This is a genomic window from Micromonospora sp. NBRC 107095 (assembly GCF_030269705.1).
In the GTDB taxonomy this organism is placed as follows: domain Bacteria; phylum Actinomycetota; class Actinomycetes; order Mycobacteriales; family Micromonosporaceae; genus Micromonospora; species Micromonospora parva.
The window spans coordinates 152,503-177,324 of record NZ_BSTU01000005.1; the positions used below are offsets into that span (position 1 = coordinate 152,503).

A 24,822-nucleotide genomic window follows, 5' to 3' on the forward strand; every position below is an offset into this window, starting at 1 on the left:
GGAGCGGGTGAGCCGGTCACCCGGCGTGACTAGGATTGGTCCCGTCATGCTGCTACGGGTGCTCGGGCCGCTTGAGGTCGAGGTCGACACAGGCGGGCCGGTCGACCTCGGCGGCCCCCGGCAACGCGCCGTGCTCGCGCTGCTGCTCGCGGCCCGTGGCGAGGTCGTCTCCGTGGGGCGGCTGATCGAGGACCTGTGGCGGGGTGACGCGCCACCACGGGCGATCGCCTCCCTGCAGGCGTACATCTCGCACCTGCGCCGCCTGGTGGAACCGGCCCGCGAACGCCGGGCGCCGGCCCGGGTCCTGGTCACCGCGGCACCGGGTTACGCGCTGCGGCTGCCCGCCGACGCCGTCGACGCCGGCCGGTTCGAGACGCTGCTCGCCGAGGCGCGCGCGGTCGGCGACACCGACCCGAGCCGGGCACGTCACCTGCTCAGCGACGGCCTCGACCTGTGGCGCGGTCGGGCGTACGCCGAATTCGCCGGGGAGCCGTGGGCGCAGCCGGAGGTGTTGCGGCTGGAGGAGCTGCGCCTCGGCGCCCGGGAGTTGCTGCTCGACGTGACGGTGCGCTGCGGCGACGCGGCCGAGGCGGTGCCGGAGGCGGAGTTGTTGACCCGGCAGGCGCCGCTGCGGGAGGAGAGCTGGCGGCTGCTGGCGCTGGCGTTGTGGCGTACCGGCCGGCAGGGCGACGCGCTCGCCGCGCTGCGGCGGGCGCGGGCGACCCTGGCCGACCAGCTCGGTCTGGACCCGGGCCCGGCGTTGGTCGAGGTGGAGTCCGCGATCCTCGGCCAGCGCCTCGACCTGCTGCCGCCGGTGACGCCGGCAGCGGTACGCGCCGGGCGCCAGGTGTCGCAGGAGGTCTTCGTCGGCCGGGAGGTCGAGTGGGAAGCGCTGCGGCAGGCCGCCGCCGACACGGTGGCGCGCGGCCCGCGGGTCGCCCTGCTCAGCGGTGAGGCCGGGGCCGGCAAGACCAGCCTGCTCGCCCGGTTCCGGCGGGAGCTCACCGACCACGGCTGGCTGGTCACCGTCGGCCGTTGCCCCGAGGTCGACGGCGCCCCGCCGGCCTGGGCCTGGGTCGAGGCGCTGCGGCAACTCGCCGAGCAGGCACCCCCGGGTGACCTCGCACCCGCGCTCGCCCCGCTGGTCGGCGGCGGCGACGGTGAGCCCGGTGGCGACGTCACCGCCGGCCGGTTCCGGCTGCACCGCGCGGTGGGCACCTGGTTGGACGCCGCCGCGACCCGCAGACCGGTCGCCGTGATCCTCGACGACCTGCACGCCGCCGACGCGGAGACCCTGCTGCTGTTGCAGAGCGTCACCGAGATGACCACCGGCGCCGTCCTGTTCGTCGCGGCGCTGCGGCCCGCGGACAACGCCGACCGCCTCGCCGAGACGATGGCCGTGCTGGCCCGCCGGTCACCCCACCGGATCCCGTTGGGCGGCTTGACGACGTCCGAGGTCGAACGGCTGCTCGGCGCGCTGGCCCGGACCACCGTCGACCCGGAGACGGTCGCCGCGTTGGCGGAGCGGACCGGCGGCAACCCGTTCTACGTCCGGGAGTCGGCGCGGCTGCTCGCCGCCGAGGGCACGCTCGTCGCCACCTCCGACGTGCCCGAGGGCGTACGCGACGTGCTGCGCCGACGGCTCTCCCGGCTGCCGGCGACGGCGGTCTCGGTGCTGCGCCTCACCGCCGCCGTCGGGCGGGAGGCCGACGTGCCGACGCTCGTCGACGCCGCCGGCACCGACGAGGCCACGGTGCTGCGGGCGCTGGAGGTCGGGCTGGCCGCCGGGCTGCTCACCGAACCGGCGCCCGGGCGGGTGCGGTTCGTGCACGGCCTCGTCTGCGACACCATCTACACCGACCTGCCGCAGCTGCGCCGCACCCGCCTGCACGCCCGGATCGCCGCCGCCACCCGCCGGCTGCGGCCCGACGACTATCCGGCCCTCGCCCACCAGTACGCCCGCGCCGCGTCGGCCGACACCGCGCCGCTCGCCGTCGACTACGCCATCCGGGCCGCCGAACTGGCCGAGCGACGGTACGCGTACGACGCCGCGATCGAGCTGCTCAGCAATGCTGTCGAGGCCGCCGCCACGGTCGCCGGGGACCGCGACGCGCTGCGGGTCGACCTGCTCGGCCGGCTGTTGCGCGCCTACGCGCGCGCCGGTGCGGTGGCCGCCGCCCGGCAGACCCGCGCCCGGGCGTTCGACGTCGCCGCGCAGTCCGGCCGCGACGACCTGCTGGTCGCGGCGTTCACCGCGTGGACCGTCCCCACCCCGTGGCTGACCCACGAGTACGGCGTGGTGGACCACCGCGTCGTCGAGGTGCTCACCCGGCTGCTGCGCGCCGACGACCTGGACCCGGTTGCCCGTTGCCGACTGCTGGAGGCGCTCGCCACGGAGTTGGACGGCGAATCCGACCCGCGCGGCGTGGCGGCCGGGCGGGAGGCGTTGGCCCTCGGACGGCGCCTCGACGACCCCGAGCTGCGGGCCCTCGGGCTGGCCGCGCGGATGCGCACCATGAGCTACGAGCGGGAAGCGCCGGACCGCCGGGAGTTGGCCGTCGAGCTGCGCGACCTCGCCGACGAGCATGGGCTGGTGACCTACCGCTCGGTCGCCGAGCAGGTGCTGGGCCACTGCGCCGCCGCGCTCAACGAGCCGGACGAGCTGCGCCTCAGCGTCGCCCGGCAGGGGTGGCTGGCCGAGACGTACCAGCTGAACGAGGCGCAGACCATCAACCTGTGCTCGTTGGGCACCCTCGCGCACGTCGCCGGCGACTTCGTCGCCGCGCAGCGGCACTACGACGAGGTCGCCGCGCAGATGCGGCGGCAGGGTTCGCTGCACGCCGAGTCCTTCCACTACTTCTCCACCGGTACCCTGCTGATCAGCCAGGGACGGTTCGGTGAACACCTGGCGGCGACCCGGCGGATCCGGGAGTCGTTGGGCCCGATCGTGGACGACCTGCTGGCGCTGGCGTTGATCGGCAGCGGACGCCTGGCCGAGGCGCGGGCCATGCCGATCGGGCGGCACACGTACCGCCCGGACTACTTCGAGTCGGCGTTGCTCACCGTACGCGGGATGGTCATCGTGGCGCTGGGTCGGCGGGACCTGGCCCAGCCGGTGATCGACGCGCTGCTCCCGGTCAGCAACCAACTGGCCGGTTTCTCCACCACCGCGGCCGTGGTGCGGCCGGTCGCGTTGACGCTCGGGGAGCTGTGCCGGCTGCTGGGCCGCACCGAGGAGGCGACCCGGCACTTCGCGCTCGCCGCGCGGGTGGCCCGCCGGTGGGAGTCGCCGCACTGGCTGGCCGAGGCGACGGCGGCGTTGGCCGGTTGACCGGCACGGTTGGTGGATTCCAAGTCGGTTCCAAGTGACACCGAGCATGATCAACAGATCTGTGCCAGTTGATCCCTCGGAAAGGTCACCGTGAACCAGAACCACCGCGAAGCCATGGCCGACGTGCGCGACATGTACATGGCGCACTCCGCGCTCCGTCGCGAATTCAGCCTGCTGCCGCAGCTCGTCCGGGACGTCACACCGGGCGACACCAGGCGCGCGGAGGTCGTCGGCGCCCACGCCGAGATGCTCTGCCACATCCTGCACCTGCACCACGAGGGCGAGGACCTGCTGCTGTGGCCGTTGCTGCTGGAGCGCGGCGGCGCGCAGGCGACGGCGATCGTCCCCACCATGGAGGCGCAGCACCACGCCATCGAGGACGCCCACGCGGCGGTGGTCACCCTCCTCCCCCAGTGGCGTCGCACCGGACGCGACGGCGAGCAGCTCGCCGACGCCCTGGAGCAGCTCCGCGAGGCCCTGATCGAGCACATGGCCCTGGAGGAGAAGGAGATCCTGCCCCTGGCGGAACGGCACGTCACCGCCCGGGAGTGGATGCAGCTCGGCGAGCACGGGATGAGCAAGTCCTCGAAGAAGCAGCTGCCGTTGGCCTTCGGCCTGGCCATGTACGAGGGCGACCCGGCGGTGGTCAAGGCGGTGCTGGCGCACGCCCCGCTGCCGGCCCGGTTGCTCATGCCGATCATCGCGCCCCGGCTGTTCGCCAGCCACGCCCGGCGGGTGCACGGCACCGCCACGCCCCCACGCATCGGCGCCACCGCCAGCTGAGCGGGGTCGGCGGCTCAGCCGAACCGGTCAGGGCGACGAGGTCGCGCCCCGGGGCCTGGTGCTCAGGGAGCGGCCAGGAATCCCAGCACCCGCGGCCAGGCCGCCGCGCTGGCGTCCGGGGAGTACTCGGCCACCTCCGGATCGGTGAACAGGTGGCCCACCCCGGGATAGCGGAACACCGTCAGGTCGGCGCCGGCGGCGGTCATGGCCTGCTGCCACTCGTCGACCTCGTCCGGCGCGTCGTACGGGTCGGGGTCGGCGAGGTGCAGCTGGACCGGCAACCCGGGTCGGACCGCGTCCGGGGCGCCACCGGTGCCGTGCAGCAGGAGCAGACCGGCGGCGTCGGGGCGTTCGGCCAGCAGCGCCCCGGCCACCCCGGCGCCCATCGAGAAGCCGGCGAGCACGGTCTCCGGTGGCAGGTCACGCAGCGCGGCCCGGGCCCGGTCCAGCACCACCTCCTGGCCGATCTTGTCGAGCAGCGCGAAGCCCTCCTCGACGGTGTCGGCGGCCGGGACGCCGTACAGGTCGGGGGCGCTGACCTGGTGCCCGACGGCACGCATCCGGTCGGCGGCGGCGCGCACGGCGGGCCGAAGCCCGTACACGGAGTGGAACAGCACGACGTGTCGCATCCGGTCATCCTGCCGCAGCCGACCGACGATCCGGGGTGGGCCACGCGGAGCGGGCGTCAGACCAGTGCCGTCAGCCGAGCGACCAGGTCGGTCGGTGGCGGCATCCCGGCGATCTCGCGGCTGACCTGCGCGGCGGCGGTCCGCAGGCGCTCGTCGGTGAGCAGCTGGGTCAGCGCCCGCGCGGTGATGTCGCGCGGGCGCAGCGCCAGACCGGCGCCCCGGCGGGCCACCAGCTCGGCGTTGTGCCGCCGGTCCCCCGGACCCATGGTGGCCAGTTGAGGTAGGCCGGCGGCGAGGGCGCCGAGGGCGCTGCCCGCCCCGCCGTGGTGCACCAACGCCGTGCTCGCCGGCAACGCCTCGTCGAGAGGGATCCAGTCGACCACCCGGACGTTGCCGGGCACCGAGCGGGCCGAGCGCTCGTCGGGACGGACCAGCACGATCTCCGCGTCCACCTCGGCGGCGGCGGCCACCACGGCGGGCATCGGCCCCCGGTCGCCGGGGCCGGTCAGGGTGCTGCGGGTGACCAGGATCCGCTGGCGGTCGCCCGGCTCGCGCAGCCAGTCCGGCAGCTCGCCACCGCCCACGTAGGACGAGTAGCGCATCGGCCAGCCGTCCTGCGTGGCAACGCTGGGCGGGGCCACGGCCAGGGCGGCGGCCGGCGCGGGCAGCTCGGTGAGGCCGTGGCGGCGCAGCGCGCCGCCGAGTCGCGCGACGGTGGCGCGGACCAGGTCCCGACCGTCGAAGAGGGCGTTCTCCTGGCGTACGGCCGGCACGTCGAGGCGCGCGGCGGCGACCGCGCCGGCGACCGCGAACGGCTCGTACAACACCAGATCGGGCCGCCAGTCGGTGGCCAGCGCGACCACCGGGTCGGTGAGCTGGTCGTTGAGCGCGCCGAACAGCAGGCCGGCGCCCCGGGTGCCGGCGGTGCCGGCCAGCTCTGCGCGAGCGATCAGCGGGTGGCGGGGGAAGACCCGCAGCGCGATCGGCCCGAAGTCGAACCCCGGCGCGATGTCGTGCACCGACAGGCCGGCCTCGGCGGCGGCCACGCCCCCGCCGCCGGTGGCCACCAGCACGTCGTGGCCGGCGTCGCGCAGCGCGACCGCGAGCGGCACCAGTGGGAAGACGTGCCCGACGAGCGGGGCGGAGACCACCAGCACACGCATGGGCGTGATTCTATGTCGGGTTCGACGTCGAGGTCGGCCGCTGGTCGACGATGCGGCGCATCTTGCCCATCGACCGTTCCACGGTGTCCGGGGCGAGGACGTCGACCGCCACGCTCACGCCGATGGTGTTCTTCACCAGCTGCACCAGCGTGCCGCCGGCCCGCTCGGCGGCGTCCACGGCGACGCCGGTGCGCCGTTCCACCCGCACCGTGAGGGTGTCCAGCGGGCCGTGCCGGTCGAGGACGCACTGGAAGTGCGGCGACAACTGCGGGATCCGCAGGATCAGCTCCTCGATCTGGGTGGGGAAGATGTTCACCCCACGCAGGATCATCATGTCGTCGGTCCGGCCGGTGATCTTCTCGATCCGGCGCATCGGCCGGGCGGTGCCGGGCAGCAGCCGGGTCAGGTCGCGGGTGCGGTAGCGCACGACCGGCATCGCCTCCTTGCTCAGGGAGGTCAACACCAGCTCACCGCGCTCGCCGTCGGGCAGCACGGCCCCGGTGACCGGGTCGATGATCTCCGGGTAGAAGTGGTCCTCCCAGAGGTGCAGCCCGTCCTTGGTCTCGACGCACTCGGTCGCCACGCCGGGGCCCATCACCTCGGAGAGCCCGTAGATGTCGACGGCGTGGATGTCCAACTGCTGCTCGATCTCCCGGCGCATGTCCTCGGTCCACGGCTCGGCCCCGAAGATGCCCACCCGCAGCGAGGTGGCCCGCGGGTCGATGCCCTGGCGGCGCATCTCGTCCACGATGGCCAGCAGGTAGCTGGGCGTGACCATGATGACCTCGGGTTCGAAGTCGCGGATCAGCATGACCTGACGCTCGGTCATGCCACCGGAGACCGGGATGACGGTGCAGCCCAGCTCCTCGGCCCCGTAGTGCGCGCCCAGACCGCCGGTGAAGAGCCCGTAGCCGTACGCGACGTGCACCCGGTCGCCCGGACGGCCGCCGGAGGCGCGGATCGAGCGGGCCATCAGGCGCGCCCAGGTGCGCAGGTCGTCGCGGGTGTAGCCGACAACCGTCGGGCGGCCGGTGGTGCCGGAGGAGGCGTGCAGGCGGGCCACCCGCTCCCGGGGTACGGCGAACATGCCGAACGGGTAGTTCTCCCGCAGCTCGGCCTTGCCGGTGAACGGGAAGCGGGCCAGGTCGTCGAGATCCCGGCCGTCGTCGGGGTGCACCCCGGCCGCGTCGAACGCCCGCCGGTAGTGCGGCACGTTGTCGTACGCGTGCCGCAACGACCAGCGCAGTCGGTCACGTTGCAGGGCGCGCAGCTCGTCGATGCCGGCGCGCTCGATCGGCTCCAGCTCCTCCGGACGAGGGGTGCGGTCCTGCATCGGCTGCCTCCTTGGCGCGGCGGTCCCGGTGGGGCTGCGGGTACCGTACGCCCGCCGTGGTGCGGGCCGGCGGTGCGGTCAGCGGGCGGCGGGCAGCCGGTGCAGGGCGTCGACCAGCGGCGCCAGCTCGGGGGCGGCCTCCGCCTGGGCGAGCGCGTCGGTGAGCACCCGGTCGTGGGTCGGTCGGGTCTGGGCGAGCAGCTCGGAGCCGGCCGGGGTCAGTTCGGTGTAGATGCCGCGCCGGTCGTCGGCGCAGAGGATCCGGGTGAGCAGGCCCCGCTGTTCGAGGCGGGTGACCAGCCGGGTGGTGGCGCTGCCGGAGAGCGCGGCGGCGCGGGCGAGCTGGCTCATCCGCATGTGCCAGCCGTCCTGGCGGGACAGCGCGTCGAGCACCGTGTATTCGACGACGGAGAGGTCGTGGCCGGCCTGTAGGGCGCGTTCCAGGGACGTCTCGATCAGCCCGTGCAGGGCGGCGAGGGTGCGCCAACCCTGGGCGCGGATCTCGACCGCGTCGTCCGCGATGCCCATGGCTGCCTCCTCGGTGTGATCTGAACGGACCCCAGGCTACCACGCTTGCGCCGATATAAAGCGCGTGCAAGTATCTCGTTGCTGGCGCGTGTAGTTGCATACGCCTTATATCTGCCCCCTCTCGACGGGAAGTCCATGTCCGTACGCCACAAGTCCCTGCCGCCCGGTCTGATCGCGCTGGCCATCGGCGCCTTCGGCATCGGGCTCACCGAGTTCGTCATCATGGGGCTGTTGCCCGAGGTGGCCGCCGACTTCGCGGTCACCGAACCGGTGGCCGGCTGGCTGATCTCCGGCTACGCGCTCAGCGTGGCCGTCGGCGGGGTAGCCCTCACCGCGGCGGTCACCCGACTGCCGCGCAAACCGGTACTGCTCGGCCTGATGGTGCTCTTCATCGTCGGCAACCTGCTCTCCGCGGTCGCCGGCGACTACGCCGTGATGATGGCCGGCCGGATCGTCGCCGCGCTCTGCCACGGCGCGTTCTTCGGCATCGGCGCGGTGGTCGCCGCCGGCCTGGTCGCACCGGCGCGCCGGGCGGGCGCCATCGCCATGATGTTCGCCGGACTGACCATCGCCAACGTGCTCGGCGTGCCCTTCGGCACCTTCCTCGGGCAGCACTTCGGCTGGCGGTCGACGTTCTGGGCGATCACCGCCATCGGCGTGGTCGCCCTGATCGGGCTGGCAGCGCTCATTCCGGCGGGCGACACCGCCGACGCCGACCGGCCCGCCGGCGGGCTGCGCGGCGAGTTGCGCGCCTTCACCCACGTCCAGGTCTGGCTCTCCCTGGTGATCACCGTCCTGGGCTTCGGTGGGATGTTCGGCGCGTTCACCTACATCGCCTACACGCTCACCGAGGTCAGCGGCTTCGCCACCAGCACCGTGCCGTGGCTGCTGGTGCTCTTCGGAGCCGGGCTCTTCGCGGGCAACCTGCTCGGCGGGCGGGCTGCGGACCGGTCCCTGTCGCGCACCCTGGTCACCGTCCTGGCGCTGCTCACCGTGGTGCTCGTCGGCTTCGCGCTGACCGCCACGAACCCGGCGCTGACCATCGTCGCGCTGGTGCTGATGGGTGGGTTCGGCTTCGCCACCGTGCCGCCGCTGCAAATGCGGATCATGCGGTACGCCCACGAGGCGCCGACCCTGGCCTCCGGGGCGAACATCGCCGCGTTCAACCTCGGCAACGCGCTGGGTGCCTGGATCGGCGGTGTGACCATCGCCGCCGGACTCGGCTACACCTCGCCGATCTGGGCCGGTGCCGCGCTCACTCTGGCCGGCCTGGGCGTGCTGCTCGGGGCACTGCGGATGGCCCGGCACAACCAGCCGACCCGGGCCGACAAGGGCCTGGTGGACGTCGCGGTCTGACGGCGCGGGACGAGGACGCCGGGCCGGGCGGAAGCACCGGCCCGGCGTCGCTCTGATCATCGCCCCGCCATCTTCTAGCAATTGCAAAAGATGTGCAACAAGGTCTGGACAACGCACTCGCGACGTAACTAGCCTGATCTTCATGACTCCTTACATCGAGGATCCCTGGGCCTGGCAGGAAAGCTGGGACCGCCAGCAGGAGGCCTACCTCCCGGATCGGGAACACCGGTTCACGGCCATGCTCGACACCATCGACGCGGTCATCGACGGCCGGGCACCGCGCGTGCTCGACCTGGCCGGCGGCACCGGCACCATCTCGCTGCGGACCCTCGCCCGCTTCCCCACCGCACAGATGACCCTCGTCGACCTCGACCCGGCGCTGCTCGCCATCGCCAGCGCCTCGCTGGCCGACCGGGCCACCATCGTCACGGCCGACCTCGGCACCCCCGAGTGGCGCTCCGCGCTCCCCCACCGCGAGTACGACGCCGTGCTCACCGCCACCGCCCTGCACTGGCTGCCGGCCGACCGGCTCGGCCAGCTCTACGCCGAGCTGCGCGAGGTGCTGCGGCCCGGCGGCGTCTTCGTCAACGCCGACCACATGCCGGACGACACCCTGCCGGAGCTGACCAAGCGACTGATGGACCGGGCCCGGGACCGGCGCAACGCCCGGTACGCCGCCGGCTCGATGCTGTCCTGGTCGGACTGGTGGAACCGGGCCGGCGCCGACCCCGCGCTCGGCCCGCTGGTCGCCCGGCGACACACGATCTACCCGACCGGGCACAGCCCCGAGTGGAACCCGCCGGTCTCCTGGCACCTGGCCGCCCTCACCGCGGCGGGCTTCAGCGAGGTCGGCACGGTCTGGCGAGGCGGCCCGGACGCCGCCGTCGCGGCGGTGCGCTGACCCTCCGCCCTCCCCGGATCGCCGTGGCGTTAGGGTGGAATCGGAGCGTACGACTCCCGGCGGTGGGGCCCGCCGTCCCGCCTCGCATGACGGGAGAACCGCGACACCGCTCGCCAACGGTCCCTGCCAGTGATGCCCGTGCTGGTAGGGAGGACCCGTGTCAGAACCGTTCGAGCCGCGTACCGACCCCGATGTCGACCTAAGCGTTCCCGCCGACCGCCGCGAGCTGACCGCCCGCCCCGCGACGATCCTCGCCGCGATCGCGGCCGGCGGTGCGCTCGGCGCGCTGGCCCGGGCCGGCCTGCAACACGCCGTTCCCCACGCGCCGACCGGCTTCGGTTGGGCCACCTTCACCATCAACACGTCCGGTTGCCTGCTGATCGGCGTGCTGATGGCGGTGCTCGCGCACCTCGGCGGTGGGCACGCGCTGGCGCGCCCGTTCCTCGGGGTCGGGGTGCTCGGCGGATTCACCACCTTCTCCACCTACGCGGTCGACGTCCAGCAGGCGTTCGTCGCGGGCGCACCGGGCACCGCGCTGGCGTATCTCGCCGCCACGGTGCTCGGGGCGCTCGCCGCGGTCGGGGTGGGCGACGCCGTCACCGCCGGGCTGCTGCGCCGGGCGAACCGATGACCGTCCTGCTCATCGTCCTCGGCGCGGCCGTCGGCGCGCCGCTGCGCTACCTCACCGACCGGGCGGTGCAGTCCCGGCACGGCTCGGTGTTTCCCTGGGGCACGCTGACCGTCAACGTGGCCGGGTCGCTGCTGCTCGGCGTCCTCGTCGGGTGGCCGGTCGGCCCGGCGGTCAGCGCCCTGGTCGCCACCGGCTTCTGCGGCGCGCTGACCACCTACTCCACCTTCAGCTACGAGACGCTGCGACTGACCCAGGGCGGTCACCGTCTCCTCGCGCTGGCCAACGTGCTGGGCAGCGTCGCCGCCGGGCTGACCGCGGCCACCGCCGGCTACGCCCTGGCCCGCGCCCTGGCCGGCTGACCCCGCCCATCCGATCGCCTCGCCATCAACGCCTCGACCAGGCGTCGACTCACAACACACCGAGAGTATATACGCGAGGTATACGCTCGGTGTAGTCTGCTGGCATGAGCGTGCCACTGACTCTTCTCGGCCTCCTCGAACGGGAGCCCAGCCACGGTTACGACCTGAAGCGCGACTACGACGCCTTCTTCGGCCGAGGCAGGCCGCTGCCGTTCGGCCAGGTCTACTCCACCCTCAGCCGACTGGCCCGCGACGGCAAGGTGGTGATCAGCGACGTCGCGCCCGGCTCTGGCCCCGACCGCAAGCGCTACATCATCACCGACGTCGGCGCGACCGAGGTCGAACAGTGGCTGACCCAGCCGGTCGACCCGGAACCGCACCTGCAGACCGTGCTCTTCGCCAAGGTCGTGCTCGCGCTGATGCTGGACCGTCCGGCCGCCGAGTACCTCGACACCCAGCGCAGCGCGCACCTGCGTCGGATGCGGGAGCTGACCGAGATCAAGCGCGCCGGCGGCCTGGTCGACGCGCTCCTCGCCGACCACGGCCTCTACCACCTGGAGGCGGACCTCCGTTGGATCGAGATGACCGGCGCCCGACTGGACGCCCTGCGGAAAGAGGTGCGGCCGTGAGCGTCGTGATCGAAGCGCGTCACGTCGAGTTCTCCTTCGGTCAGACCCCCGCCCTGCGCGGTGCCAGCGTCGCCGTGGAGGCGGGCGAGATCCTCGCCGTGATGGGCCCCAGCGGCTCGGGCAAGTCCACCCTGTTGCACTGCCTGGCCGGCATCCTGGTGCCCGACTCCGGCGAGATCCTCTTCGACGGGGCCAGCGTGCACGCCATGGCCGAGACCGAGCGCAGCAGCCTGCGCCGGGACCGCTTCGGTTTCGTGTTCCAGTTCGGCCAGCTCGTTCCCGAACTGACCGCTGTGGAGAACGTCGCCCTGCCGCTGCTGCTCAGCGGCGTACACCGCAAGCAGGCACTCCCCAGGGCACGAGCCTGGTTCGCGCGCCTCGGCCTGGACGGCCTGGAGCAGCGCCGCTCGGGTGAGCTCTCCGGCGGGCAGGCGCAGCGGGTCGCCCTGGCCCGCGGCCTGGTCGCCGAGCCGCAGGTGCTCTTCGCCGACGAGCCGACCGGCGCGCTCGACTCGCTCACCGGTGAGCAGGTGATGGACCTGCTGGTCGGTGCCGCCCGCGAGCAGGGCACCACTGTCATCCTGGTGACCCACGAGCCCAGGATCGCGGCGTACGCCGACCGTGAGGTCATGGTCCGCGACGGGCGCGTGAACGCGCCGGACCGGATCGCCTCATGATCCGCTTCGGGCTCCGCCTCGCCGTGGCCGGCGGGCGTGAGGCACTCACCCGCCTGGTCGTCATCGCCGCCGCCGTCGCGGTCGGCAGCGGGCTGCTGCTGACCACCCTCGCCGGGGTCAACGCGGTCAACGCCCAGCTCACCCGGTACGCGTCGATGTATCCCAGCGCCTCGGCCGGCGACGCCGACCCGCTGTGGTGGTCGACCCGGCAGGACTACTTCCACAGCAGGCAGATCGTTCGGATCGACGTCGCCGCGACCGGCTCGACCGCGCCCACCCCGGTCGGCATCCCGGCCACCCCGGGTCCCGGGGAGTACTACGCCTCACCCGCGTTTCGGGAACTGCTGGCCGCCCACCCGGCCGACCAACTGGGCGACCGTTACCCGGGCCGTGACCTCGGCACCGTTGGTCCGGCCGCGCTGACCTCGCCGGACACCCTGCTCGTCATCGCCGGCGGCACCCCCGAGCAGGTCGCGAAACTGCCCAACGCGCAGCAGGTCACCAGCGTCGGCGACACCCCCGCCCTCCCCGAGACCACTGTGAACCTCATCCTGGGCGTGGTCGCCGGCGGGCTGCTGTTCCCCGTGCTGATCTTCATCGGCACCGCCACCCGGCTCAGCGCCGCCCGCCGGGAGCAACGCTTCGCCGCGATGCGCCTGGTCGGCGCGACACCCCGGCAGATCTCGACGGTCGCCGCGGTGGAGGCGGCCGCCGCCGCCGTCGCCGGCACCGCCGTCGGCTTCGGCCTGTTCTACGCCTTCCGCGAGCCGCTCGCGGGCATCCCCTTCACCGGCATGCCGTTCTTCCCCAGCGACATGTCCCTGGGCGTGTTGGACGTCCTGCTGGTGGCGCTCGGCGTCCCGGCCGGCGCGGCGCTGGCGGCCCAGGTCTCGCTGCGCCGGGTACGAATCTCGCCGCTGGGCGTCACCCGGCGGGTCACCCCCCGGGCGCCGCGCGCGTACCGGCTGATCCCGATGGTGCTCGGGGTGGCGGTGCTGTTCTTCGCCATCGGCTTCCGCCCCGCCACGTCGGACGGACAGACCGCGGTGTTCCTGCCCGCCCTGCTGCTCGTCATGGCCGGCCTGGTCGTCGCCGGCCCGTGGCTGACGATGGTCGGCGCCCGAATCATGGCCCGGTACGCCAACCGCCCCGCCACGCTCATCGCCGCGCGACGTCTCGCCGACAACCCGAAGGCCGGTTTCCGGGCGATCAGCGGCATCATGCTGGCACTCTTCGTGACGAGCGTGGCGGTCGGCGTGATCACCACGATCGTCGACAACCGCGGCCCGGCACCGGTCGGCTCGACCGACGCGGGCACGGTGACCACCGTCTTCGACGAGACGGTGCCGGCGGTGCCCGACCCGCTCTTCGCCGAGCTGCGGACGATCACCGGGGTGCGGTCCGTGACCGCCATCCGCGAGAACCCGGTGGTGACCAACTCCGGCGAGGTCGGGGTCATCGCGTGCACCGACCTCCCGAGCGCGTACGGCCGGTGCGCCGCCGGCGCGAGCGTCATCGAGGTGCCGTTCGGCCTCAGCCGGTGGCGGGAGTCGGCGTCGCCAGCGACGGTCTGGCCGGCCGCGTCGTTCACCCTCGACGAACTCCAGCGGCTACCGGTCGGGGCGATGGTCGTCGGCACCGACGGCTCCGCCGCCGCCATCGAGCGCGTCCGCACCGTGCTGGAGGTCGCCTTCCCGAGCTTCTGGGTGGGACCGAACGTGCCCGGCGACTTCGAGTCGGACTTCGCCGACACGCTGCGCGGCTGGGAACAACTGGCCAACGTCATCATCGTGGCCAGCCTCGCGCTCGGCGGGTGCAGCCTCGCGGTCAGCGTCATCGGCGGCCTCACCGAGCGTCGACGCCCGTTCAGCCTGCTGCGGCTCAGCGGCGCACCGGTGCGGGTCCTGCGCCGGGTGGTGGCGTTGGAGAGCGCCGTACCGATGCTCGCCGTCGCCGCGGTCGCCATCGGCATGGGTCTGCTCGCCGCCCACCTGTTCCTGCGGGCGCAGATGGACTACACCCTTGTCGCGCCGCAGCCGGGCTACTACGTGATCGTCGTGGTCGGGTTGGCGGCCTGCCTGGGCGTCATCGCGTCCACCCTGCCGCTGCTGGAACGCATCACCGGTCCGGAGACCGCCCGCAGCGAGTGACTGTCAGACCGTGGGCCCGGTGGTCGGCAGCGCGACCACCGGGCCGACGACGAAGACGGCGGGCGGACGGATGCCCTCCCGGGCGGCCGACGCGCCGATCTCGTCCAGCCGGGCGGGCACCGACCGCTGCTCGGGCAGCCCGGCGTCCTGCACGGCCAGCACCGGTGTCTGCGGCGCGCGACCGTGCTCGATCAGCACCGACGCGATCTTGCCGATGGTGTCGACGGCCATCAGCAGCACGACGGTGCCCCGGGCGCGGGCCAGCGCCGCCCAGTCGACGAGCGAGTCGGGGTGCCCGGGCGGCAGGTGTCCGGACACGACGGTGACGTCGTGCGCCACGCCCCGGTGGGTGACCGGCACACCGGCGAGGGCCGGTGCGGCGAGCGCGCTGCTCACCCCGGGAACCACCGTCACCGGCACCCCGGCGGCCACGCAGGCCTGCACCTCCTCGTGGCCGCGCCCGAAGACGTACGGGTCACCACCCTTGAGCCGGACCACCCGGCGACCGGCCCTGGCGTGCGACACCAGGGCCGCGTTGATCGCCTCCTGGGCCATCGACGGGCCACGGGGCACCTTCGCGGCGTCGACCACCAGCACGTCCGGGCGCAGCCCGGCGAGCAGTCCCTGCGGAGCCAACCGGTCGACCACCACCACGTCCGCGGCGTCGAGCAGGGCCTGTCCGCGTACCGTGATCAGGTCGTCGGGTCCGGGCCCGCCGCCGACCACCGCCACCGACCCGTGGTCGTGGTGCCCGTGATGGTGGTGCCCGTGGTGATGGTGGTGGCCGACCGGGTCGTCGGGGTGGTCGTGCGGGCGTTGCGGGCGGCCCACCTTGTCGGCGAAGCCGGGCATCAGCACCCGGTACGCGCAGGTGTCGCAGTTCATCCGGATGTCCCCGCCCAGCGCCTCGGCGTAGCGCTCCACAACGAGGTCGGCGAGGGCGTCGCAGTCGCCGATCACCTCGGCGACCCGCACGTCCAGGTCGGGGTGGGCGGCGGCGAACTCCGCCGACTGGGCGACGATGCGCTCCGGTAGCACCCCGGCGAACAGGAAGTACGGCGCGACGACGATCCGCCGCGCGCCGAGGCGGCGCAGCCGCTCCAGCACGGCCGGCACCGACGGCTGGGCGAGGGAGATGAACCCGGGTTCCACGCCCGCGTAGCCACGCCCCTCCCAGAGCAGCCGGGCGACCTTGGCGACCTCGGCGTTGGCGTCCGGGTCGGTGGACCCCCGCCCGATCAACGCCACCCACGTGCCGGCCCGATCGGCACCGGACCGCCCCGTGCCGGCATCGGCACCGGACCGCCACGTGCCGGCCCGGTCGGTACCGGCCGAGGAGGCACCGGTCAGTGCCGCGTCGACGCGCTGTTCGAGGGCGTCGTGCAGCAGCGGGTGGGGGCCGAGCGGGCGGCCGTAGCGGTAGCTGAGCCCCGGGTGGCGCTGCTGTTCGCGGGCCATCGCGGCGGGGATGTCGCCCTTGCCGTGGCCGGCGCCGGTGAGCACCAGCGGCAGCGCGACGAGGGCCCGGTGCCCGCGCGCGACCAGCGCGCCGACCGCGTCGGTCAGCGGTGGGCGGGACAGCTCGATGAAGCCGCCCTCGACGTCACCGAGGTCACCGCGACGACGGACCCGCTCGACGAGAGCGGCGAACTGTTCGACCCCGGCCGCGCTGCGCGTGCCGTGCCCGACGATGACCAATCCGGTCATGACTTCTCCTCCACGTAGAGCAGGGCGTTGAGGGCGGCGGCGGCGACCGCCGAGCCGCCCTTCTCGCCCACGTTGGACACGGCGGGCAGGCCGCTGGCCCGCAGCGCCGCCTTCGATTCGGCGGCACCCACGAAGCCGACCGGCAGGCCGACGACCAGCGCCGGTGCGGCGTCCACTGTGAGCAGTTCGACGAGCGCGGTGGGCGCGCAGCCGACCACCCATACCGCGCCGGGCCCGACCCGGTCCAGGGCGATCCGGACGGCCGCCGCCGAACGGGTGACGCCGGCCGAACGGCCCAGGTCGGCGGCGGCCGGCTCGGCCACCGGGCAGACCAGTTCCAGGCCGGTGCGGGTGATGCCGGCGGCGACCATCGCCACGTCCGTCACCACGGGTACGCCCGCGCGCAGCGCCGCCAGCCCGGAGCGCAGGGCGGTCTCGTCGCAGACGAGGTCGTCGACGTAGGAGAGGTCGGCGCTGGCGTGCACCACCCGCTCGGTCACCGCGCGGGTCAGCGGCGGCAGGTGCGACAGGTCGACGCGCTCGCGCAGGATGCGGTACGACTCGACCTCGATGGGGTGCACCACCCGGCTCATCGGGCTCCTTCCGGCGGCTCGAAGACGCGGATCGCGTCAGGGTCGGCGACGACGCGGATCGCGTCGACGGGGCAGATCTCCAGGCACTCCAGGCAGCCGGTGCACCGGTCGGCGCGGACCGTGAGGCCACCGGCGACCGGTGTGATGGCGTGCGTGGGGCAGGTGCGCAGGCAGGCGCCGCAGCCCTGACAGGCGTCGATCGTCACGAGCGCCACCGGTACCCCCGGGGGGTGACCATCCGGCCGGCGACCAGCCGCGTGTCGCTGTTGCCGACGACCACCACGCTGTACATGTCGACGATCGCCGGGTCGAACGTGGCCACCGTGGCGAGGTGGACCTGTTCGCCGGGGCGGCTGGCGTTGCGCACCACCCCCACCGGGGTCCCCGGTGGCCGGTGCCCGGCGAGGATGCCGAGCGCCTTGCCGAGCTGCCAGTCGCGGGCCCGGCTGCGCGGGTTGTAGAAGATCGTCACGAAGTCACCCTCGGCGGCGGCGGTCACCCGTGCTTCGATGACGTCCCACGGGGTGTGCAGGTCGGACAGGCTCAGGTAGGCGTGGTCGTGCCCGAGCGGCGCGCCGAGCAGCGCCCCGGCCGCGAGGGCGGCGGTGACGCCGGGCACGCCCACCACGTCGATCCGCTCGTCGGCGTACTCCAGGGCGGGGCTGGCCATCGCGTACACCCCGGCGTCGCCGGAGCCGATCAGCGCGACCGCCCGGCCGGCGGCGGCCTCGGAGACGGCGGCGCGGGCCCGCGCCTCCTCCGCGCCCAGCCCGCTGGAGAGCACCCGGGTGCCGGGGCGCAGCAGGTCGCGAACCTGGTCGAGGTACTGGTCGAGGCCGACCACCACGGCCGCGCGACGCAGTTCGGTGACCGCGCGGGGGGTGCGCAGGTCGGCGGCGCCGGGCCCGAGGCCGACGACGGCCAGCCGGCCGCGTGGCGCGTGCCGGGCCACCGCCACGGTGGCCATCGCCGTCGCGGTCTTGCCCACCAGCAGCGTCGCGTCGCCGGCCCGGCCGTCCGGTCCGAGCAGGGCCGCGGCCTCCGCCACGCTCGGCGTGCCGACAGCGGCACGGACCACCTCGCTGGGGTGCGGCACGTCGACCGCCGCCAGCCGGGTCGCCGGCCAGGTCACCAGGGGTACGCCGAGCGTGTCGGCGGTGCTGCGGATGCCCGCCTCGTCGGCCTTGATGTCGGCGCTGGCCAGGCAGCGCAGGCTCGCCGGGTCGAGGCCGGCCTCGGCCAGCGCCCGGTGCAGCAGCTCCGCCACCTCGGCGGCGGGTACGCCCCGACTCGCGCCCACCCCGGCGACCAGCGACGGCGGCCGCAGCACGGCGGTCCGCCCGTCGGTCGCCACCACCCGGTCGGTGACCAGCAGCCGGTACCCGTCGTCCGGGGTGTCCCCGTCGGTGGCGCGCACGTTCGGGGGCAGGGCGGGCAGCGGCCAGTCGGCGTCGGCGACCAGCCGAACCGGCTCACCGTCCAGGATGGCCCGGGACACCGCTGCCACCGCGCCGTGGACCGGCCAGCCGAGGGTGTCCAACCCCGGCAGGTCGACAGCGTCGGTGGCGGTGGTGATCACCGCTCGGGCGTCCAGCACGGCGGCGACCCGCTCGGCGAGGGCGTTGCCGCCACGGGCGTGCCCGCCGAGCAGCGCCACCGCGTGCCGGGCCGCCTCGTCGACGACCACCACCGCCGGGTCGGTGCGTTTGTCGTCGAGCAGCGGCGCGACGATCCGCACCACCGCCCCGGTGGCCAGGAACGCGACCACCGCGTCGCACCCGACCCAGGCGGTCCGCAGCGCGTCGGCGACGTTTCCGCCCTCGATGAGCCAGGCGTGCGGCCACGCGGCGGCCAGCGTGTCGGCGTGCCGGCGGCCGGCGGCGGTGGCCGCCACCAGGCCGATCCGGGCGGGCGGGTTCTGGTCGGTCACTGGCGCTCCCCGGTGAGGACGACCACCGGGTTGGTGGCCGCGAGACGGATCGACCCGCCGGGCAGGTCGGTGAGGCGGGCGGCGGAGAGTTGGCTGCCCTCGACGCTGTAGCCGGCGGCGCGCAGCAGACCCACTGCCGGTGCGACCCGGTCCAGGGCGGCCAGGGTGAGCACCACCCGTTCGGGTCGGCGGGCCACCACGGCGGCGAGGACGTCGACGCCGCCACCACCGACGAAGACCGCATCCGGTTCGGGTAGCCCGTCCAGCGCCGCCGGGGCGCGCCCGACGACGATCCGGACGTCGACGGCGTGCGTGGCGGCGTTGTCCCGGATCGTCGCGGCGGACGTCGGGTCCTGCTCGACGGCGAGCACTGCCGCGCCGAGCAGGGCGCACTCGACGCCGACCGAGCCACTGCCCGCGCCGATGTCCCAGATCAGCCGGCCCAGTCGGGGGCGCAGCCGGGCGACGGCGAGGGCCCGCACCTCCGACTTCGTGATCATGGAATCGCGGTGGGCGTACCGGCTCTCCGGCAGGGCCCACCCGCCGGCCGGCGCGGCGGCAGGCTGGTTGTCGACCCGCATCCCGCCGACAGTGCCCGGATCGGCGTCGGCGGACCCGGCGTCAGTGGGCCTGAACCCGGCGAATCCGGCGTCAGTCGGCCCGGACCCGGCAGGTCCGCTGTTGGCGAGGCTGAGCAGGACGTGCGGGTCGGCCCAGGTCTCGGCGGCGGCCTGCTCCGGGGTCACCGCGCGGACCCGTTCGGCGGCGGTGCCCAGGTGCTCGGCGACCAGCAGGCGGCGGGACCAGCCGATCAGGCCGGCACCCAGCTCGGCCGCCCCGGCGCCGGGCGCGGTGAGTACCGCTACCAGGGGCAGCGCCCGGCACGCGTTCAGGGCCGGGCGGGGCTCGCGCCCGTGCGCGCTGACCACCGCCGCGCCGTCCCAGGGCAGCCCGGCACGGGCGAACGCGGCGGCCACACTGGACACCGCCGGCACCACCCGCAGCGGCAGGCCGGTCGCGCGCAGCCGTCGGACGATGCCGAACAGGCCGGGATCGCCGCTGGCCAGCACCACGGCCGGCACCCCGGCGTCGACGGCCTCGGCGAGGCGACGCAGGGCGGGGGCGAGCGGGCCGAGGGTGATCGTGTCCGCGCCGGCCGGTACGGACACCCCAGCCAGGTGCCGAGCGGCCCCGACCACCAGGCCGGCGGCGGCCAGCACCGGCGCGAGAGCGGGGTGCGGCGGGGTGCCGGCCGCGTCCAGGCCGACCACTGTCACGACGCTCACCGGGTCCACCGACGCCGCCGGCGTCACCGAGGCCACCGACGCCGCCGGCGTCACCGAGGCCACCGACGCCGCCGGCGTCACCGACTCCGCCGGCGTCATCGCGGCCACCGGCCGGACGAGGCGACGACGTTCGCTCCGGCGAAGTCGACCATCGCCACGTCCACGGTGACCGTCGGCCCGGCGAAGCGCCGCAGCACCTGACGGACCCGCTGGCACAGCAGGTCGCCGGCCGGGGCGAGCAGCCCGGCGGCCTCCCACAGCTCGTACGCGTGCCGCCCGGTGTTCGCCTCGGTCACGGCGGCGACGAGCGACGGGTCGCCACCGGCCTCGGCGGTCACCGCGCCGAGCAGGGACAGGTCGACCCTGGAGCGGGTGTAGTGGGTCATCAGGATGCCGGCGGCGAGTTTGGCCAGCTTGCCGGCCATACCGACGAAGACCACACCGGTCATCGCGTCCTCGACGGCGGCGGTGACCGCCGCGCCGGTGAAGTCGCCGACCTCGACGAAGCACACCTCGGGCAGGTCCGGCAGGAGCGCACGGGCGGCCCGCTCGGTACGCCCACCGGTGCAGAGCACCACTGTGCGTTCGCCCTGGGCGGCCATCACGTGCACGGCCTGCACGACGCTGGCCCGCCACGACGCGGTGGAGAAGGGACGGACGATCCCGGTGGTGCCGAGGATCGAGATCCCGCCGAGGATTCCGAGGCGGCGGTTGGTGGTCTTGCGGGCCATGATCTCGCCCCGGGGCACGCTGATCACCACCCGCACGCCGACCTCGCCGAGGTCGACCACCTCGGCGACCGCCTCGCCGATCATCCGGCGGGGGGTGTCGTTGATCGCCGGTCCGCCGACCGTCAGCCCGAGGCCGGGTTTGGTGACGGTGCCGACGCCGGCACCGCCGGCCAGCCGCAGCCCGGGGACGTCGGTCCAGTTCACGGTGGCGGTCAGCTCGGCGCCGTGGGTGACGTCCGGGTCGTCCCCGGCGTCCTTGACGACGACCGCCTCGGCGCGCGCCGGTGGGGTGCCGGTCACCTCGCAGCGTTCGACGGGGAAACGCACCCGACGCCCGGCGGGCAGCGCGATCTCCACCTCCTGTTGGATCGCGCCGGTGACCAGCGCGGTGACCGCTGCCTTGGCCGCCGCCGTCGCGCACGCCCCGGTGGTCCAGCCGGTGCGCAGCGCGGTGGGCCGGACCTTGGCGGTACGCGGCAAATCCGGCTCGCGCAGCGGCGGCTCGGCGTACGTCATGGTGTGGCTGTCTCCCCGGTGCGGGCGCTGGCCTGACGGCGCAGCTCGGCGCGGGCGGCCGGCTCGGCCCGGCGGAAGGTGTGGAAGTGCCCGGGGTGGTAGAGGTGCGAGCGGGTGCCCTCGGCGGCGAGCGCCGGCCCGACCAGGAACAGGGTGTGCTTCCACAGCTTGTGCTGCTTGACGGTCGCCTCCAGGGTGCCGACAGTGCAGCGGAGCACCAGCTCGTCGGGCCAGGTCGCCTGATACGCCACGACGGCCGGGGTGTCCGACGGGTAGCCGCCGGTCAGCAGCTCGGCCTGCACCTGCCCGGAGCGGGCGGCGGAGAGGAACAGCGCCATGGTGGTGCCGTGCCGGGCGAAGTCGCGGACCCGCTCGCCGGGCGGCATCGGGGTCTTGCCGCCCTCGAGGCGGGTGAGGATCACCGACTGGGCGATCTCGGGCACTGTCAGTTCCCGCCCGACGATCGCCGCGACGGCGGTGAACGAGGACACCCCGGGCACGATCTCGACGGTCACGCCGAGCGCCCGGCACAGGTCCAGCTGCTCCTGCACGGCGCCCCACAGCGCCGGGTCTCCGGAGTGGATCCGGGCCACCGTCAGCCCCTGTTCGGCGGCGCGCTGGTAGAGCGGCAGCACACCCTCGATGGGCAACTGCGACGAGTCGACGATCTCCGCGCCGGGGCGGGCGTGCGCCAGCACGTCGGCGTGCACCAGGCTGGCCGCCCAGATCACGATGTCCGCCTCGGCGATCACCCGGGCGGCCCGCAGGGTCAGCAGATCCGCCGCCCCGGGGCCGGCGCCGACGAACCACACCTTTGCCTCGCTGGTCACAGCTTTCCTCCTCGGTGCTCACGGCGGGCCGGAACCAGCAGCGTCGACAGGTACGGCAGGTCGTCCCCGGTGGCGTCGACCGGCCCGATGCGGTCACCGGGCAGCCCCAGGCTGCGGCCGAGCACCGCGTCGGCGAGACGGCCCTGCCGGCGCAGTTCGGCGAGCAGCTCCGGGTGCCGCCGCCAGCCCTTGTAGGCGACCACGGTGCCCGGCCCGGCGAGGGCGTCGGCGAAGAGCGCCAGGCCCGCGGTGGCCGGCAGCAGGGTGAGCGGTTCGCGTCCCTCGCAGAGCGGGATGCCACTGCGCGCCGCAAGCTCCTGCATGGCGGTGACACCGGGCACTGTCGCCACCCGCACCGCCGGGCGCAGCGCGCGGACGCTCTGGGCCAGGTACCCGAAGGTGGAGTAGACGTTGGGGTCGCCGATGGTGGCGAACGCCAGCGCCCGCGCGCCCGCGTCGATCGCCTCGACCACCACCCGGGCCGCCTCGTCCCACGCCTGCGCCCGGCGCGCGGTCACCCCACCCCGGTCGTCGAGCGCGAACGGCAGCCGACGCAGCCGGTCCGCCGCGACGTGCTCGCGTACCGTCGCCTCGGCCCGCCCGGCCTGCGCGTTCGGCGGCGTCGGAGCGGCGGTCACGCCGGGTTCGGCCCGGTCCGCCATCACGGGTACGAAGACCACGTCGGCCTCGCCCAGCAGCCGCACCGCCTTGACGGTGAGCAGCTCCGGGTCGCCGGGGCCGACACCGACCCCGGTGAGCGTGGCGGTCATCGGGCCGCCTCGACCAGCCGGCGGGCCGCGTGCGGGTGACCGGCCCAGTGGGTGTGCAGGTAGGACGCGTGCACCCGGCCGGCGACGAAACCGTGCTCGGCGTCGTTCCACCGCCACGCCGGTGCGTCGCCGTGCCCCGGGTCGGTGGTGGTGCGGTGGAACTCGTGGCCGCGTACCTGCTCGCCGGCGCGGGCCACCGGGGAGTCGGTGGTCGCCACTGCCTCCCGGTAGCCGAGGGTGAGCCGGTCGGTCATCCGGGCGGTCAGGTCCAGCCGGCCGCACATCGGTACGCCGTCCAGGGACCGCCCGAGGTAGAGCAGCCCGGCGCACTCGGCCACGATCGGCCCGTCGAAGTCGGCCAGCTCGGCGCGCAGCGCGGTGTTCCCGGCCAGCGCCTCCGCGTACGCCTCGGGGAAGCCGCCGCCGATCACCACCGCGCGGGTGCCGGTGGGCAGCGCCGGGTCGCGCAACGGGTCGACGGTGACGACGTCCGCGCCCGCCGCGGCGAGCAGTTCGGCGGTCTCCGCGTACGAGAAGGTGAAGGCCGGACCACCGGCGAGCGCGACGCGTGGTCGCTCGACGCCGGCCGGACCACCGACGGCGGCGACCGGGTCCCACGCCGGGCTGGTCAGCGGCGGCGCGGTGCGGGCCAGGTCGAGCACGGCGTCGACGTCCACCGTGGCCTCGACCAGCTCGGCGAGCGCGGTGACGATGGCGACGGATTCGGGTGCCCGCTCGGCGACCGGCACCAACCCGAGGTGCCGGGCCGGCGCGGCCACCTCGGCGGCGCGGGTGACCGCCCCGAGCACCGGTACGCCCACCTCGGCCAGGGCGTCGCGCAGCAGCGTCTCGTGCCGGGGTGAGCCGACCCGGTTGAGGATCACCCCGCCGATCCGTACCGCCGGGTCGAACGCGGCCATGCCGAGGGTGAGCGCGGCGGCCGAGCGGCCCTGCGCGGTGGTGTCCAGCACCAGCAGCACCGGTGCCTCGATCAGCCGGGCGACGTGCGCGGTGGAGGCGAAGTCACGCCGGCCCACCGCGCCGTCGTGCAGGCCCATGACGCCCTCGACCACGGCGACGTCGGCGGGCGTGGGGACGCTCGCGCCGTGTCGCAGCAGGGCGGCGATCAGATCGGGCCCGACCAGGAACGGGTCGAGGTTGCGCCCTGGGCGTCCGGCGGCGAGGGCGTGGTAGCCGGGGTCGATGTAGTCGGGGCCGACCTTGTGCGGGCTGACGGTGAGTCCCCGCCGCCGTAGCGCGGCGAGCAGCCCGGTGGCCACCGTCGTCTTGCCGTGGCCACTGGCCGGGGCGGCGACCACCACCCGGGGCAGCGCCCAGTGCCCGCTCACCATTCGATGCCCTTCTGGCCCTTCTGGCCGGCGTCCATCGGGTGCTTGACCTTGGTCAGCTCGGCGACCAGGTCGGCGGCGGCCACCAGGCGCGGGTCGGCGTCCCGACCGGTGATCACGACGTGTTGGAAGCCGGGCCGGTCGGCCAGGGTGGCGACCACCTCGTCGACGTCCACCCAGCCCCATGTCATCGGGTAGGTGAACTCGTCCAGCACGTACAGCCCGTAGCGCTCGGCGGCCAGGTCACGCTGGATCTGCCGCCAGCCCTCCAGGGCGTCGGCGGCGTGGTCGGCGTCGCCGCCGCGCTGGATCCAGGACCAGCCCTCGCCCATCTTGTGCCAGGCCACCGGCGCGCCCTGGCCGGTGCGCTCGTGCACCTCGCCGAGGGCCCGGAAGGCGCTCTCCTCCCCCACCCGCCACTTGGCGCTCTTGACGAACTGGAACACCCCGACCGGCAGGCCGGCCGTCCAGGCCCGCAACGCCAGCCCGAACGCTGCCGTCGACTTGCCCTTCATCTGTCCGGTGTGGACCATCAGCAGTGGCCGGTGCCGCCGCTGCCGGGTCGTCAACCCGTCAGCAGGCACGGACGTCGGCTGTCCCTGCGGCATCAGCAATCACTCCCTCGCGTCAGCACTCCCGC

The 24,822-nt window shown here is 74.6% G+C and carries 23 protein-coding genes; 9 read left to right on the forward strand and 14 right to left on the reverse strand.

Annotated elements, in window-relative coordinates; all coding sequences use genetic code 11:
• Positions 1 to 46: 46 nt before the first annotated feature.
• Together QSK15_RS23575 and QSK15_RS23580 are read left to right on the forward strand one after the other, a co-directional pair.
• Entirely contained in the window at positions 47 to 3,331 is a 3,285-nt protein-coding gene (locus tag QSK15_RS23575) for an ATP-binding protein (RefSeq protein ID WP_285796323.1), read from the forward strand.
• Between the two features lie 90 nt (positions 3,332 to 3,421).
• Positions 3,422 to 4,114, forward strand: coding sequence for a hemerythrin domain-containing protein (locus tag QSK15_RS23580; RefSeq protein ID WP_285796324.1), 693 nt, complete (start codon positions 3,422 to 3,424; stop codon positions 4,112 to 4,114).
• A gap of 62 nt (positions 4,115 to 4,176) precedes the next feature.
• Here the strand turns inward: QSK15_RS23580 and QSK15_RS23585 are convergent, their stop codons facing one another.
• From QSK15_RS23585 to QSK15_RS23600, 4 genes are all read right to left on the reverse strand, one after another.
• Complete coding sequence (locus QSK15_RS23585) at positions 4,177 to 4,743, reverse strand: dienelactone hydrolase family protein (RefSeq protein ID WP_285796325.1); 567 nt, start codon at positions 4,741 to 4,743, stop codon at positions 4,177 to 4,179.
• A gap of 56 nt (positions 4,744 to 4,799) precedes the next feature.
• Entirely contained in the window at positions 4,800 to 5,906 is a 1,107-nt protein-coding gene (locus QSK15_RS23590) for a nucleotide disphospho-sugar-binding domain-containing protein (protein WP_285796326.1), read from the reverse strand.
• Between the two features lie 10 nt (positions 5,907 to 5,916).
• Positions 5,917 to 7,239 carry a phenylacetate--CoA ligase PaaK gene (gene paaK / locus QSK15_RS23595; RefSeq protein WP_285796327.1) on the reverse strand — a complete coding sequence of 441 codons (1,323 nt, stop codon included), beginning with the start codon at positions 7,237 to 7,239 and terminating at the stop codon, positions 5,917 to 5,919.
• A 78-nt stretch (positions 7,240 to 7,317) separates the two neighbouring features.
• A complete protein-coding gene (locus tag QSK15_RS23600; protein WP_285796328.1) occupies positions 7,318 to 7,767 on the reverse strand; it encodes a MarR family winged helix-turn-helix transcriptional regulator in 450 nt (149 codons plus the stop codon).
• A gap of 135 nt (positions 7,768 to 7,902) precedes the next feature.
• On the opposite strand from QSK15_RS23600, the gene QSK15_RS23605 reads away from it, so the two are divergent.
• The 7 genes from QSK15_RS23605 to QSK15_RS23635 all read left to right on the forward strand — a co-directional run bounded on the left by QSK15_RS23605 (position 7,903) and on the right by QSK15_RS23635 (position 14,470).
• On the forward strand, positions 7,903 to 9,123 hold the full coding sequence (locus QSK15_RS23605) for an MFS transporter (RefSeq protein ID WP_285796329.1): 1,221 nt from the start codon (positions 7,903 to 7,905) through the stop codon (positions 9,121 to 9,123).
• A gap of 142 nt (positions 9,124 to 9,265) precedes the next feature.
• Positions 9,266 to 10,024: a class I SAM-dependent methyltransferase gene (locus QSK15_RS23610; RefSeq protein WP_285796330.1), complete on the forward strand. Its 759-nt coding sequence runs from the start codon at positions 9,266 to 9,268 to the stop codon at positions 10,022 to 10,024.
• 157 nt (positions 10,025 to 10,181) lie between these two features.
• Entirely contained in the window at positions 10,182 to 10,655 is a 474-nt protein-coding gene (locus tag QSK15_RS23615) for a fluoride efflux transporter FluC (RefSeq protein ID WP_285796331.1), read from the forward strand.
• A complete protein-coding gene (gene crcB / locus QSK15_RS23620) occupies positions 10,652 to 11,014 on the forward strand; it encodes a fluoride efflux transporter CrcB (RefSeq protein ID WP_285796332.1) in 363 nt (120 codons plus the stop codon). Before QSK15_RS23615 ends, crcB begins: the two co-directional genes overlap by 4 nt.
• 104 nt (positions 11,015 to 11,118) lie before the next feature.
• The gene (locus tag QSK15_RS23625; protein WP_285796333.1) at positions 11,119 to 11,643 is read left to right on the forward strand and encodes a PadR family transcriptional regulator; all 525 of its coding nucleotides are present in this window, start codon (positions 11,119 to 11,121) and stop codon (positions 11,641 to 11,643) included.
• Positions 11,640 to 12,320, forward strand: coding sequence for an ABC transporter ATP-binding protein (locus QSK15_RS23630; RefSeq protein ID WP_285796334.1), 681 nt, complete (start codon positions 11,640 to 11,642; stop codon positions 12,318 to 12,320). The genes QSK15_RS23625 and QSK15_RS23630 overlap by 4 nt, the downstream gene beginning before the upstream one ends.
• Complete coding sequence (locus QSK15_RS23635) at positions 12,317 to 14,470, forward strand: FtsX-like permease family protein (RefSeq protein WP_285796335.1); 2,154 nt, start codon at positions 12,317 to 12,319, stop codon at positions 14,468 to 14,470. The genes QSK15_RS23630 and QSK15_RS23635 overlap by 4 nt, the downstream gene beginning before the upstream one ends.
• 3 nt (positions 14,471 to 14,473) lie before the next feature.
• Here QSK15_RS23635 and cobA read toward each other — a convergent pair whose 3' ends face one another.
• From cobA to cobO, 10 genes are read right to left on the reverse strand one after another with little or no spacing between them, the layout of a single operon-like run.
• Positions 14,474 to 16,177, reverse strand: coding sequence for a uroporphyrinogen-III C-methyltransferase (gene cobA, locus QSK15_RS23640; RefSeq protein WP_285796336.1), 1,704 nt, complete (start codon positions 16,175 to 16,177; stop codon positions 14,474 to 14,476).
• Positions 16,174 to 16,770, reverse strand: a complete 597-nt coding sequence (locus QSK15_RS23645) for a precorrin-8X methylmutase (RefSeq protein ID WP_285796337.1) — start codon at positions 16,768 to 16,770, stop codon at positions 16,174 to 16,176. Before QSK15_RS23645 ends, cobA begins: the two co-directional genes overlap by 4 nt.
• A complete protein-coding gene (locus QSK15_RS23650; protein ID WP_285796338.1) occupies positions 16,767 to 16,985 on the reverse strand; it encodes a DUF362 domain-containing protein in 219 nt (72 codons plus the stop codon). The genes QSK15_RS23645 and QSK15_RS23650 overlap by 4 nt, the downstream gene beginning before the upstream one ends.
• A complete protein-coding gene (gene cobJ / locus QSK15_RS23655) occupies positions 16,973 to 18,700 on the reverse strand; it encodes a precorrin-3B C(17)-methyltransferase (protein WP_285796339.1) in 1,728 nt (575 codons plus the stop codon). The genes QSK15_RS23650 and cobJ overlap by 13 nt, the downstream gene beginning before the upstream one ends.
• Positions 18,697 to 20,085 carry a precorrin-6y C5,15-methyltransferase (decarboxylating) subunit CbiE gene (gene cbiE / locus QSK15_RS23660; protein WP_285796340.1) on the reverse strand — a complete coding sequence of 463 codons (1,389 nt, stop codon included), beginning with the start codon at positions 20,083 to 20,085 and terminating at the stop codon, positions 18,697 to 18,699. Before cbiE ends, cobJ begins: the two co-directional genes overlap by 4 nt.
• Positions 20,082 to 21,233: a cobalt-precorrin-5B (C(1))-methyltransferase gene (locus QSK15_RS23665; RefSeq protein WP_285796341.1), complete on the reverse strand. Its 1,152-nt coding sequence runs from the start codon at positions 21,231 to 21,233 to the stop codon at positions 20,082 to 20,084. Before QSK15_RS23665 ends, cbiE begins: the two co-directional genes overlap by 4 nt.
• The gene (gene cobM / locus QSK15_RS23670; RefSeq protein WP_285796342.1) at positions 21,230 to 22,063 is read right to left on the reverse strand and encodes a precorrin-4 C(11)-methyltransferase; all 834 of its coding nucleotides are present in this window, start codon (positions 22,061 to 22,063) and stop codon (positions 21,230 to 21,232) included. Before cobM ends, QSK15_RS23665 begins: the two co-directional genes overlap by 4 nt.
• Positions 22,060 to 22,833, reverse strand: coding sequence for a precorrin-2 C(20)-methyltransferase (gene cobI, locus QSK15_RS23675; protein ID WP_285796343.1), 774 nt, complete (start codon positions 22,831 to 22,833; stop codon positions 22,060 to 22,062). Before cobI ends, cobM begins: the two co-directional genes overlap by 4 nt.
• Positions 22,830 to 24,185: a cobyrinic acid a,c-diamide synthase CobB gene (locus QSK15_RS23680; RefSeq protein ID WP_285796344.1), complete on the reverse strand. Its 1,356-nt coding sequence runs from the start codon at positions 24,183 to 24,185 to the stop codon at positions 22,830 to 22,832. The genes cobI and QSK15_RS23680 overlap by 4 nt, the downstream gene beginning before the upstream one ends.
• Entirely contained in the window at positions 24,179 to 24,790 is a 612-nt protein-coding gene (gene cobO, locus QSK15_RS23685; protein ID WP_285796345.1) for a cob(I)yrinic acid a,c-diamide adenosyltransferase, read from the reverse strand. Before cobO ends, QSK15_RS23680 begins: the two co-directional genes overlap by 7 nt.
• Positions 24,791 to 24,822 lie beyond the last annotated feature (32 nt).